We start from the raw sequence: 12,796 nt of genomic DNA, 5'->3' as shown, positions 1-12,796 counted from the left end.
CTAAATACGCAAACCCCTTTTGCTAAACTCAACGATTTTTCCATGATACCTTGCATAAATTTGTGCCAAAGATACATCTTCCTCATACAAGCTATAAACATCTCCCCACTCTAGCCCACTCATAAACCACTCTTGCAACTCTTGATAATCAAAAATCTCATAGCCAATCTGTGAGAGCAGTCTTTGAGTGTAGCGATCCACCACCATAACCTCCCTCAAACACGCATAATTGAGGATACAATCCCTACTCTCTTGCCCTATGCCTTTTTGAGAAAGCAACCACTCACCGCTCACCTCTTGAGCAAACACCTCAAAGCTCCCAAATTCTTGAAGAATATTTTTGGCAAGAAGGATTAATCGAGTGGCTTTCTGATTGGCAAATCCACTTGGAGCAATCAATGAGCCCAAAAGAAGCGAATCGCATTGAGCAAAGGAGAGCAAATCCCTCTCACTCTCACCACTCAATACTCCTATGCTATGGAGTTTTTGAAGAGATTTTTCTACATTTTCCCAGCGTGTATTTTGGGTAAGGATTGAGCCAACAACCACTTCAAAACTTCCATAATTTGGCCACCACCACGATGGAGATTGCTCTAATAAATCTAAGCTTTTAAGATAAGAGAGGAGTTCAAAAGAATTTTGATATTTCATTTTTGCAACTTTATCCCCCCACCCCTTTGATAAGGGGTTTAGGGAAGATCACATTAAAAAACTTAGCTAAGAAGTCTTAGAATGTTTTGTTGCATTGCATTTGCTTGTGATAGTGCATAGCTACCAGATTGAGCAAGAATGCTGTATTTACTGAAGTCTGAAGACTCAGCAGCAAAATCAACATCTCTGATATTGGATTCAGCAGCTTTGACATTCACTTGAGTGATTGTGATATTGTCCATTGTGCTTGTCATTTGATTTTGCACAGAACCCATATCCGCTCTAATCTTATCAAGTGTTTTTTGTGCTGATTCAGCAATATTCATTACAACCATTGCACCTACCAAGCTTGTTACACCCGCACCAAGAGAACTAGCACCACTTGCAATTACGGCATTGTAGTTTCCACCAGCAGCAGATTTAACTGAAGCATTGAACTCTCCAAGAACACTTCTTAGATTTACTGTTGTCTCAGCAGCCATACCCATTCCAAAACCAATAGCTTTGAAATCTGAAGCTCCAGAGAAACCAGGGGCTGAAACTACTTGGATATCTCTTGCATCAAGACGAGTAAGAGAAAGTCTTCCATAGTTGCTAGAACCCTCAGCAAGTCTTTGTCCTCCATTAAGAGAAGTGATTGCTGCATTCTCTCCAGCATCTTGAGCCTTAAGATAGATACCTCTTCCATCCATACTTCTAAGGTTAAGTCTTCCAAGATTATCTGTGAAAGCCTCAACTCCTGTATCAGATGTCGCAGCATTGATTGCAGCAACCAAACGACCATCAGCATCGTTCTCTTTTACTCCAATAATATCACCAAAGCTTACACCATTGATTGTCAATCCTTTGATATCTCCTGCTTTGATTGCACCATCAGAAGTAGATTGGACATTAGCTTGAGCTCTAATTCCTGTTCTATCAGAGTTTTTGTTGATTACTTCAGCCAAAGCACCAAGTCCAGTTCCAGCTGAGTGAGAAATAACAACACTCTCCAAAGTTACATCATTAGCACCATCTGCTTGTCTAAATGTCAAAGACACCTCACCAGCAGCAGATACATTTGAACCTGTTTCAATTCTAACTTGTCCGATTTTATCAGAAGTTGTTGCACCAATAGTGGCGTGAATTGTTTGGTTTGAATATGCACCAATTTGGAACTCTTTGTTTGTAAAAGAACCTGTGAGCAAAGAAATACCATTGTAACTTGTTGTGTTACCGATATTGTCAAGCCCTTGGATAAGACGAGTAATGTCATTTTGGATCGCTCTTCTTGATTGAGCTGATTGACCATCTTGTGCAGCTTGTGCAGCTTTTACTTTGATAGTTTCCAAAATTTTTACTTGCTCATCCATTGCCTTATCAGCAATTTGGATCATTCCAATTCCGTCATTTGCATTTCGGATTGCTTGACCCAAACTCATTGCTTGAGATCTCAAAGAATCAGCGATAACCATACCTGAAGCATCATCTGCTGCTTTGTTGATTCTCAAACCTGAGCTTAGTTTCTCCAATGAACCTTTCAACTTGCTTTGTGTAAAGGTTGATTGGGCGTGTGCATTCAATGCACTAATGTTTGTATTGACTTGAAAAGCCATAATAAACTCCTTTTTGTTTTTTAACCTAAACTTCCCTGTTTAGTGAAGACAATATCGGAAGCTCTCAAAAAATTTAAATGATTTTTTTGTGTTTTTTTGATTTTTCTTATCAAATCTTTCTTGAAAGCTTAAGCTTAGTGAATTTTTGAAAGATAAATGGAAACTAAAATCTTAGAAGAAACCCACCCCTTTTTGAGGGATCATTCTTTGAAAACCCCATAATTCATCAATTTTTCATATCGCTTAGAGAGGAAGTCTTTGTTTGACTTGATTTCTTTGAGAGCTTTAAGGAAGTAGTCTTTGATTGCTTTTCCTGCCTCTTCTTTATTGCGATGTGCTCCACAAAATGGCTCTTCTACAATATCATCAATGAGTTTGCACTCTTTGAGATCTTTTGCTGTGATTTTCATTGCTTTCATTGCTGATTCAATCTTGCTAGGATCATTCCACAAAATTGCTGCACAACCCTCAGGAGAGATGACACTAAAGACTGAATAGCTCATCATTGCAAGTCTATCAGCCACAGCGATAGCCAAAGCTCCTCCACTTCCACCCTCTCCAATGATGATAGAAATTGTAGGCACTTTCAAATCTGCAAATTCTTGCAAATTCTTAGCAATCGCCTCACTCTGTCCCCTTTCCTCTGCTCCAATTCCTGGATATGCTCCTGCGGTATCTACAAGCATTAAAATTGGGATCTCAAACTTCTCTGCCAATTTTGCAGCCTTAAGGGCTTTGCGATATCCCTCAGGGTTTGGCATACCAAAATTTCTCTCTAGCTTATTTTTCGTCCCTCTTCCTTTCTCTTCCCCTATGACCATAACCTTTTGCCCCCCAATATACCCTAAGAAGCAAACAATAGCTTTATCATCTTTGTAGTGTCTATCTCCACTAATCTCGCACTTCTCATCCATAATCATATCGATATAGTCCATTGCATAAGGACGATCGGGGTGTCGTGCAATTTGCATTTTTTGATAATCACTCATACTAGAGTAGAGTTTTTGAGTCTCTTTCTCAAGATTTTTTTCCAAAATTTCTTGGGCGTGAAAATCGCCTTTGAGCTTTGCAGAATCTATCTCATCTTGAATGCTTTTGAGTTTTTGCTCGAAATCTAAATAAACTGCCATTTTATACTTTCTTGAAAACTACAACCCCATTTGTCCCACCAAAGCCAAAAGAGTTACTCATCACAGACTCAATCTTAGCCTCTCTTGCCACATTAGGGATATAATCCAAATCACACTCAGGATCAGGATTTTCTTGATTGATTGTAGGAGGGAGTATGCCTTTTTCCATTGCAGTAATTGAGATAACTGCCTCCAACGCTCCTGCTGCTCCTAGACAATGTCCGATTTGTCCTTTTGTAGAGCTTACAGGTGGAACATTTTCTTTGCCACCAAAGAGAGATTTGAGAGCCAAAGTCTCATACAAATCATTGTAATATGTGCTTGTTCCATGAGCGTTGATATAATCAGGTTTAATCTTTGCCATCTCAAGTGCAGCCTTCATCGCTCGATAAGCTCCCTCGCCTTGAGGAGCAGGAGTTGTGATGTGGTTTGCATCTCCACTCTCTCCAAATCCTACAACTTCAGCATAGATTTTAGCTCCTCTAGCTTTGGCACTCTCGTATTCTTCAAGCACCAATGCTCCTGCACCCTCACCCATTACAAATCCACTTCTTTCTTTATCAAATGGGCGTGAAGCCTTTTGTGGCTCATCATTGCGATCACAAAGTGCTTTCATCGCTGCAAATCCACCAATCCCTACTGGACAGATAGAGGATTCTGCACCAATCACTAGCATTTTATCAGCTCCACCTAGCATAATAGTTTTTGTCGCTTCAGAGATTGCGTGAGTCCCTGCCGCACAAGCTGTAACACTTGCTAGATTTGGCCCCTTTAGTCCAAACTCAATAGAAGTAAATCCTCCTAGCATATTCACAAGTGCTGAGGGGATAAAAAATGGAGTGATTCTTCTTGGACCTTTTTGCTCACATACAATTGAATTTTTCTCAATATTGCCTAGTCCTCCAATCCCTGCTCCTGAGCTTACACCAAATCGATTTGATAAACTCTCATCACACTTGCCATCACTTCCTAATAGTCCACTATCTAGCATCGCTTCTTTTGAAGCTTTGAGTGCAATTTGAATAAAGCGATCGGCTTTTTTTATCTCTTTTGCATCAAGCACTTCTTCAGGATTGAAATCTGTAATCTCTCCTGCAATCTGCACAGGGAAATCACTTGCATCAAAACACGAAATTCTTTTAATCCCACAATTTCCCTCAACAATGGATTTAAAAGAACTTTCTCTAGTAAGACCCAATGAATTGATCATTCCAAGACCTGTTACAACAACGCGACGCATATATTTTCTCCTTAGTTTCCCCCCTTGTAGGGGGAGTATTTTACTTCTTGCTATCGATATAAGCTACAACATCACCAACTGATGTCATCTTTTCAGCATCTTCATCAGGGATTTCTACCCCAAGTTTCTCTTCAAGAGCCATAATCAACTCAACAACATCAAGAGAGTCAGCATTGAGATCATCAACAAACTTTGACTCCATCTTTACCTCATCAGCACTTACACCAAGTTGCTCAACAACAATCGCTTTTACATCATCAAATGTAGCCATTTTTTCTCCTTACATTTTTGTATTTTGGATTAAGCGGTGAATTTTAGCTAAAAATTCTAGCAAACTTACCACTTTTTGCATTACATATACAATCCACCATTCACTTTTAGCACTTCACCTGTAATATAAGAGGAGCTATCAGAGAGCAAAAATGCCACGCTCTCAGCGATTTCTTTGCCCTCTCCAAATCGTGCTAGAGGAATGTTTTTGATATAGTAATCTTTAATCTCTTCTTTGAGTTCTGCTGTCATATCTGTGCGAATAAATCCTGGAGTAATGCAATTAAATCGAACATTTCTACTTGCTCCCTCATAAGCAAATGACTTACTCATCGCAATCATTCCCCCCTTACTTGCTGCATAGTTTGTCTGTCCTGCATTCCCTCTCTCTCCGATGATTGAAGCGATATTGACTACACTCCCCTTCCTTTGCTTACTCATTACCTTGAGTGCCTCACGACAACCAATGAAGCAAGACTTGAGATTTGCATCAATCACGCCCATAAACTCATCAGTTTTCATTCTTAGAGCTAGTTTATCGTTTGTGATTCCTGCATTATTGACTAAATAACTCAACTCTCCATCACACTCCACAATCGTATTGATAGCTTGGATAAACGCCTCCTCATCAGTAGCATCAAAGCAAATTGTCGCTGCTACCCCACCATTATCAGTGATTTCTTTTTGCAATGCATCAGCCAATTCAGGCTTAGAGCGATAGTTGATCCATACTTTAAGCCCATAACCTGCCAATACTCTTGCAATATCTGCACCAATGCTTTTACTTGCACCTGTAATCAAAACATTCTTTCCACTAAAATGCATCTGCACTCCTTATCAAAACTTTTTCAAAAGCAAAGTGTATCTTAGTTTGGAAATAATCTTTATGGGATAATCTAAGAAATTGATTGATTAAAAGGGGAAACTCTCTCCCAAAAGGGAGGAGAAAAGCATCTTAGAGTCTTGACTCATAGCGTCGCAACATATAAAGACGCTTAAGCATTTTTTTCTTCGCGTTAATCTTTTGCTTTTTGCGTTTTTCAGTGTTAGATTCAAAAAATCTTCTAGCTCTGCACTCAGTTACCACCAAGTTTCGATCAGTTTGCTTTTTGAATTTTCTGTAACCCTCATCAAAAGACTCGTTCTCACGCATTTTAATGCCTGGCATAAAATCACCACCAATCTTTGATAAATTTACTCTCTATACAATAGAGAGAATGCAATTTTAATCAAAAAAATCATTTTTCTCCCTCAATTTTGCAAAACTTCATTTATAATTACGCTTTTGCTTAGAATATGTGTCCATAGCTCAGCTGAATAGAGCAACAGGTTGCGGTCCTGTAGGTCGGGGGTTTGAATCCCTCTGGGCATACCATTTACTCATCTACAAATACTTATCCCTATTTATACTTTTTTATATTTTGTGTGCTTCTTGATGATTTTCATTGTAGTTTTTTACTTCATTATTAGATTTTAAAATATCAAGTTTTACTCCCAAAGAAAAAAGCTTATCCCTCCTCATTCCCCCTAAAAGAAAGTGATTGCTCTTTCTTTTTGCCAATGGGGGAGAGCCTCGCTAAATCTTGCTCTTGAGTTTTTTTATTTTGCTCCTCAAAACCCCTACCACGCTCAAGACAAGAGGGTGAATGGATAAGATTTGAGAGGATTTGCAATCTTGATTGAGATTTTGTTTAACGATTGTCTATTTTTGAGTTAGAATATTCTCAACCATTTGGTAGGTGGTTATTTGAACTTGGTCCTAATAAACAAGTAAGCTCAAGCTCCTTTGGGGTTTGGGCTTTTTTTTTGGACATTGAGTTGGGTGTGTGGGTGGATTCTTGTTTATTAGGAGTCCAAGATGGATTTCTTGATGATTTTCATCGCGGTTATTTCTATCCTTGTTACCCTCTTTCGAGAGGAAATAAGGAATTTTCTCAAGAAATAAGAGATGACTGCCATACCGAGTTCAACACAGGGGACTACCACCCCTGTGTCCTTTTATCACTTTCACCTCTTTATTATTAGATTTTAGAATATCAGGTTTTACTCCCAAAGAAAAAGGCTTACCCCTCCTCACTCCCCCTAAAAGAAAGTGATTGCCCCCTTTCTTTTTGCCAATAGAGGAAAGCCTCGCTAAATCTTGAGCTATTCATTTTGGAGAACAAGGCACTTCTGCCTTGTTTTTTCTCCAAAATTTCATCAACGCTCAAGGTGAGAGAATGGGTGGATAAGATTTGAAGGAGATTGTGGTTTGATAGGGTATTTTTAGCTTTTTTGTTGTTTTTGTTTTTATCCTCTTTTTAATCCCCAAAGAAAAAGGCTTACCCCTCCTCACTCCACTTCAACCAAAACTACAAAACCTTTGCCTTCTTCAAAAAATGTCTTTTCAAATTCTCAATTTACAAATAGTCCTGCCCACAAAAGCATATAAACCTAGAATTTACTGCGTTTATTTGCTCTCCAAATAATCTCTAAAAACTATTTTTATTGTGTTTTTACATTTTTGATTTTCAAGGGAAATTTATCATTGACTATGGTAGAATTAAATTGTGCATAAAGCAGGGATACTTTCCTTAGGAATAAGGAGGGTTGGCAAAATGAATCTAATAATCCAAATTGCCAAGTTCTTACTAGCTTTTTTAGAGCTAGTAAAACTTATTCTTGAGTTGCTCTAATAAGTAACTCTAACAAAAACCAAAAGGCATTATATTACAAACCAGCCGATTTTTTGTTAGCTTTTTGCACTTTTTCAAATAATAAGGAAGTATCCTAAAAAGGAAGCTGGTTTGTGGGGGATTTCCCCCAATGCCTTACTTCCTTATTAAATCTTTGCTCAAATACAATCCAAACCAAAAGCCAAAGCTTCAACCCCTAGCAAGATAATTCCCCTCAACTTTTACAATTTTGCTCCTTTTTTATGTAAAAATTCCATAAATCACTTCATTTTAAGGAAAAACATTGAAAAAGCCATTTTTAAGCCTACTCTTGGCTTGTGCCACTTTCACATCCCCCCTTTGTGCTTCACAAAAAGTCAGAGATCTCTTTGATCAGCTCAGTGATGTCTTGCAACTCCTTCCTGCTTTCTCAGCCACTTATGCTCTAGCAAAAGAAGACTATGAGGGACTAAAAGAGCTTGCCATAGGTTTTGGAGCGACAATGGGGGTAACCTACACTTTCAAGCTCTCTCTCAACGCACTAGGCAAAAAATACTCCACAGAAGTGGCATTTGCTCAACGCCCCAATGGTGGAGCATTTCACGGATTCCCATCAGGACATACAGCCTCAGCATTTTCTGCCACAGGTTTTATGCAAAAGCGTTATGGGTGGAAATGGGGATTACCTACTTTTCTTTTGGCAACCCTCACAGGAGTATCTAGGGTTGTAGCCCAAAAGCATACCCCCTTTCAAGTCGTATCAGGAGCAATGATTGGCTTTGGTATCAGCTACCTTGTCAGCTCCAAATACATTGATCCAAGCAAAGAGCGAATCGCACTCAATCGCACCAATGACATTCGCGATCGCAGTGTATATAGTATCTCTTATACTCGCTCTTTTTAAGAAAATTACTTCAATATTCTAGGTAGAGTAATTCCTCTCTGCCCTTGATATTTCCCTGCCTTATCTTTATAGCTTGTTTCACACGCCTCATCGCCTTGCAAGAACAATACTTGAGCAATCCCCTCATTGGCATAAATCTTTGCAGGAAGTGGAGTTGTGTTTGAAATCTCAATCGTGATATGCCCCTCAAACTCAGGCTCAAAAGGCGTAACATTGACGATAATCCCACAGCGTGCATAAGTGCTTTTCCCTAGACAGATAGCCAAAACATCTCTTGGAATCCTAAAATACTCAATCGTCCTAGCCAGTGCAAAAGAATTCGGTGGCACGATACATACATCTCCTGTAAAATCTATTACATTATTAAAATCAAAGTTTTTAGGATCAACCACGGTGGAGTTGATATTGGTAAAAATCTTAAACTCATCACTCACTCTAATATCATATCCATAGCTACTTAGTCCATAGCTCACTACCCCACTCCCTACCTGCTTCTCACAAAATGGCTCAATCATTTTGTGCTTCACACTCATCTCTCTAATCCAAAAATCTGACTTTAGTCCCATTGATTTTCCTTACTTTATGGTGTTTGTGTTTTTAAATATGTTATGATAGCAAACTTATAGCCTCTCAAAGAGGGCAAATCTTTATAATGAAAGGTTGATTTATGAATTTTAAAGAAGTCGAAAAACTCATTGACATTTTTTCCAAAAACTCTATCTCTAGCATTTTTCTCAAAGAAGGAGATTTTGAAATCCACCTAGAAAAAAATGCTCCTGCTTCCCAAGTGCAAATCCCCCAAGTGCAAAATGTAGCCCCTGCTATGCCTAGTGTTTCAGTAGTGGCTGAAGCTCCAAGCACAACCCCTGCCCTAAGCACACAAGAGGGTGAGTTTATCAAATCCCCAATGGTAGGGACTTTTTATCGCTGTCCTTCTCCCAATGCCTCTCCTTATGTCAATGTAGGGGACAAAATCAAAAAAGGACAAATCATCGGTATTGTTGAGGCGATGAAGATTATGAATGAAATTGAAGCTGAATTTGATTGCAAAGTTGTTGAAATCGTCGCAAATGACGCTCAACCTGTGGAGTTTGGCTCAAATCTTATCAAAGTAGAAAAGATCTAATAGCAATGAAAAAACTAAAAAGAATCCTAATCGCCAATAGAGGCGAAATCGTTTTGCGTGCGATTCGCACGATTCAAGAAATGGGGAAAGAGGCAATCGCAGTGTATTCTACTGCTGACAAAGACGCACATTATTTAGATGTAGCAGATGCCAAAGTTTGCATAGGGGCTGAGAAATCAAGTGAGAGCTATCTCAATATCCCTGCCATCATCAGTGCTGCCGAGCTTTTTGAGGCTGATGCGATTTTCCCAGGATATGGGTTTTTGAGTGAAAATCAGCAATTTGTCGAGATTTGCAAACATCACAATATCGAGTTTATCGGACCTAGTTCTGAAGTGATGAATCTTATGAGTGATAAATCCAAAGCCAAAGATGTGATGAGAGAGGCAGGAGTACCTGTGATTATGGGAAGCAATGGAGCACTCAAAGACTTAGAAGAAGCCAAAGAAGTTGCTAGAGAGATTGGCTATCCTGTCATCATCAAAGCCGCCGCAGGAGGTGGAGGAAGAGGAATGAGAGTGGTAGAGAGTGAAGAAAACTTAGCCAACTCCTATCTAGCTGCCGAGAGTGAGGCACTTTCAGCGTTTGGTGATGGCACGATTTATATGGAAAAGTTCATCAAAAACCCCAAACATATTGAAGTGCAGATTTTGGCTGACAAACACGGCAATGTAATCCACATCGGAGAAAGAGATTGTTCAGCCCAAAGACGACAGCAAAAGCTCATTGAGGAGTCTCCTGCTGTGGTGCTAAGTCCTGAAGTGAGAGAAAGATTGCTTCAAACAGCAGTCAAAGCAGGGAAACATATCGGCTATGTGGGAGCAGGGACATTTGAGTTTTTGCTAGATGCCAACAACAAAGATTTTTATTTTATGGAGATGAATACACGACTTCAAGTCGAGCATACCGTGAGTGAAATGGTGAGTGGGCTTGACTTAGTGGAGTGGATGATAAAAATCGCAGAGGGAGAGAAGCTCCCAAGCCAAGAGAAAATCACATTCAAAGGGCATTCTATCGAGTGCAGAATCACAGCCGAAGATCCTAAAAAGTTCTTCCCCTGTCCTGGCAAAATCACCACTTGGATTGCACCGGGTGGGGCTAATGTCAGACTTGATAGCCAAGCATATTGCAACTATGTCGTGCCGATGTTTTATGACTCTATGATAGGCAAACTCATCGTTTGGGCTGAAGATAGAGAAAAGGCAATCAAAAGAATGCATAGAGCTTTGAGAGAGTTTAAAGTCGAGGGGATCAAAACTACAATCCCCTTCCATATCGAGATGATGGAAAATCAAGATTTCAAACAATCAAAGATTTACACCAAATATCTTGAAGAGCATATCCTTTAGATGAAGATACAAACTCATTCCCAACCTAGCAACGCTCAAACCCTCAAGGTAGCGATGCAACCCACTTCTTCCTCCTCTATCCCCCAAGAGGAGAAGAAAAAATTCCAAGAAGAAGTCAAGTTTCAAAATGCTCTAATGACAAAAATCAAAGAGCTAAACCACAAAATCTCTTCTTTGCAAAGCTATGAAAAAACCCTCTCTCTTATCCAAGAAGAAATCGGCGAGATTGAATCTATCAAATCCCAAATGGCAAACAACACCAATGCCACCAATCTTCATCATCGCCTTGATTCTCTCAAAACACGACTAAAACCAATGCTAGAGAAAATCAACAACCCACTTCTAGGCTCAAACCCCACCCCCTCAATCGAACAGGTGCTAAAAAATCCACAAAAATATCAAGAGCTTCTCTCCAAAAATCAAGAAAAAGCTCAAACTCTTCTCAAAGGTTTTGAGGAAGAGATAGATGGAATGTTTGAGCAAAGTGTAGAGTTTGATGAAACAATGCTTAAAAACCCACTTTTCAAAAACGCTCACAATCTCGCCACTCTCACACCCAATCTCTCTCAACTCCTATGAATCCTTACAGCACACAATTTATCCAAGATGATGACATCGCCTCTGTCATCAATGCCCTGCAATCCCCCACCCTCACTCAAGGAGAGCAAACAGAGCTTTTTGAAAGAGAGTTAGCAGAGTATTTGGGAGTAAAGTATGTGCTAGTTTTCAACTCTGCCACTTCAGCCCTATATTGCTCTTATAAAGCTCACGCTCTCAAAGATAGCGAAGTCATTACCACTCCTATAAGCTTTGTAGCCACTTGCAATATGCTCTTAGAAAATGGAGCAAAACCCATATTTTGCGATATCAAGAGCGATGGCAATATCAATGAAGACAAAATAAGCTCCCTCATCACCCCACGCACTAGAGCGATTGTAAGTGTAGATTATGCAGGAAAGAGTGTAGAGGTAGATACTCTCAGACAAATCGCCCACAAACACAACCTTGCTTTTATCTCTGATAGCTCTCATAGTTTTGGGGGAGAATACAAAGGAGAGAAAATCGGCACTTTGGCAGATAGCACGATTTTTAGCTTCCACGCACTCAAGCCCATCACCACAGCCGAAGGTGGGGCATTGGCAACAAATGATGAGGAGATTTACAATCAAGCCAAGCTCATACGCTCTCATGGAGTAGTGAAAAAAACACTTTGGAATACTGAAGTGCAAAGCAGTGGATTCAACTTCAGACTAAGCGATATTGCCTCAGCACTTGGACGCTCACAGCTCAAAAAGATTGATACTTTCATCGCCCAAAGGGAGAAAATCGCACAATTTTATAATGAAGTTTTTGAGGGTAACCCCTACTTTGATACCCTCTCTATCCCCTCTTATATCAAAAGCACTCGCCACCTCTACCCAATCCTCCTCTCTCAAAGTCTGTGGTGCTCCAAAGAAGACATATTCACAGAGCTACAAAACGCAGGGCTTGGAGTGCAAGTGCATTACAAACCTATCCACCTCTACTCTCTCTACTCTCCCCATACTCCACTCTACAATGCCGAAAATTTCTACAAAGCAGAGCTTTCTATCCCTTGTCATCAAAAGATGAGCTTAGAAGATGCCAAAAATACTTCACAAATCATTTTAGACATTCTCTCCAAATACAAAGGTTGCAAGAGATAAAATCCCTCAAACTCCCTAGATACCGATATATGCCCCCCCCCCCCCCACAAAAAATAACCTTTTATTTACCCACTTTTTGTGTTTGTCATTGATTTAATTTTTCTAAATTTCAAGAATTTAAATTTTAGGTTTTTTACAAAGGAGTTTATAATAAAAAAAAATACCAAGAAAAATACAAAAATGGGGGGGGGG

General features: G+C 39.6%; 13 protein-coding genes and 1 tRNA gene. 6 read left to right on the top strand and 8 right to left on the bottom strand.

From position 1 onward, the window contains the following. The 7 genes from CQA58_RS00070 to rpsU form a co-directional block, all read right to left on the bottom strand. On the bottom strand, nt 1-651 hold the full coding sequence (locus CQA58_RS00070) for a 3-methyladenine DNA glycosylase (RefSeq protein ID WP_115568672.1): 651 nt from the start codon (nt 649-651) through the stop codon (nt 1-3). A 62-nt stretch (nt 652-713) separates the two neighbouring features. Further along, entirely contained in the window at nt 714-2,246 is a 1,533-nt protein-coding gene (locus tag CQA58_RS00065; protein ID WP_115568671.1) for a flagellin A, read from the bottom strand. 200 nt (nt 2,247-2,446) lie between these two features. Further along, nucleotides 2,447-3,376 carry an acetyl-CoA carboxylase carboxyl transferase subunit alpha gene (accA, locus tag CQA58_RS00060; RefSeq protein WP_115568670.1) on the bottom strand — a complete coding sequence of 310 codons (930 nt, stop codon included), beginning with the start codon at nt 3,374-3,376 and terminating at the stop codon, nt 2,447-2,449. 1 nt (nt 3,377) lies between these two features. Then, nucleotides 3,378-4,616 (bottom strand): beta-ketoacyl-ACP synthase II, encoded by a 1,239-nt coding sequence (locus tag CQA58_RS00055; protein ID WP_115568669.1) that lies wholly within the window; start codon nt 4,614-4,616, stop codon nt 3,378-3,380. A gap of 40 nt (nt 4,617-4,656) precedes the next feature. After that, nucleotides 4,657-4,887, bottom strand: a complete 231-nt coding sequence (acpP, locus tag CQA58_RS00050) for an acyl carrier protein (protein WP_115568668.1) — start codon at nt 4,885-4,887, stop codon at nt 4,657-4,659. 80 nt (nt 4,888-4,967) lie between these two features. Continuing rightward, the gene (gene fabG, locus CQA58_RS00045) at nt 4,968-5,711 is read right to left on the bottom strand and encodes a 3-oxoacyl-ACP reductase FabG (protein ID WP_115568667.1); all 744 of its coding nucleotides are present in this window, start codon (nt 5,709-5,711) and stop codon (nt 4,968-4,970) included. A gap of 130 nt (nt 5,712-5,841) precedes the next feature. Next, the gene (gene rpsU, locus CQA58_RS00040; RefSeq protein WP_104725020.1) at nt 5,842-6,054 is read right to left on the bottom strand and encodes a 30S ribosomal protein S21; all 213 of its coding nucleotides are present in this window, start codon (nt 6,052-6,054) and stop codon (nt 5,842-5,844) included. Between the two features lie 130 nt (nt 6,055-6,184). Between rpsU and CQA58_RS00035 the strand changes: the two genes are divergently transcribed. Continuing rightward, nucleotides 6,185-6,261 (top strand) — tRNA-Arg (locus CQA58_RS00035). 1,583 nt (nt 6,262-7,844) lie between these two features. After that, a complete protein-coding gene (locus CQA58_RS00030) occupies nt 7,845-8,444 on the top strand; it encodes a phosphatase PAP2 family protein (RefSeq protein WP_115568666.1) in 600 nt (199 codons plus the stop codon). Nucleotides 8,445-8,449: 5 nt separating this feature from the next. Here the strand turns inward: CQA58_RS00030 and dcd are convergent, their stop codons facing one another. Then, a complete protein-coding gene (gene dcd / locus CQA58_RS00025) occupies nt 8,450-9,010 on the bottom strand; it encodes a dCTP deaminase (protein ID WP_115568665.1) in 561 nt (186 codons plus the stop codon). 101 nt (nt 9,011-9,111) lie between these two features. On the opposite strand from dcd, the gene accB reads away from it, so the two are divergent. Genes accB through pseC form a run of 4 tightly spaced genes read left to right on the top strand, consistent with a single transcriptional unit; the run spans nt 9,112 to nt 12,604 of the window. After that, nucleotides 9,112-9,570 (top strand): acetyl-CoA carboxylase biotin carboxyl carrier protein, encoded by a 459-nt coding sequence (gene accB, locus CQA58_RS00020; RefSeq protein WP_115568664.1) that lies wholly within the window; start codon nt 9,112-9,114, stop codon nt 9,568-9,570. A gap of 5 nt (nt 9,571-9,575) precedes the next feature. Then, on the top strand, nt 9,576-10,919 hold the full coding sequence (locus CQA58_RS00015; RefSeq protein ID WP_115568663.1) for an acetyl-CoA carboxylase biotin carboxylase subunit: 1,344 nt from the start codon (nt 9,576-9,578) through the stop codon (nt 10,917-10,919). Further along, nucleotides 10,920-11,498, top strand: a complete 579-nt coding sequence (locus CQA58_RS00010; protein ID WP_115568662.1) for a hypothetical protein — start codon at nt 10,920-10,922, stop codon at nt 11,496-11,498. It begins immediately after the preceding gene. Further along, nucleotides 11,495-12,604, top strand: a complete 1,110-nt coding sequence (gene pseC / locus CQA58_RS00005) for a UDP-4-amino-4,6-dideoxy-N-acetyl-beta-L-altrosamine transaminase (protein WP_115568661.1) — start codon at nt 11,495-11,497, stop codon at nt 12,602-12,604. Before CQA58_RS00010 ends, pseC begins: the two co-directional genes overlap by 4 nt. Nucleotides 12,605-12,796 lie beyond the last annotated feature (192 nt).

The organism is Helicobacter brantae (genome assembly GCF_003364205.1).
Classification (GTDB): Bacteria; Campylobacterota; Campylobacteria; order Campylobacterales; family Helicobacteraceae; genus Helicobacter_G; species Helicobacter_G brantae.
This window is presented reverse-complemented; position numbering and strand designations above follow the sequence as displayed.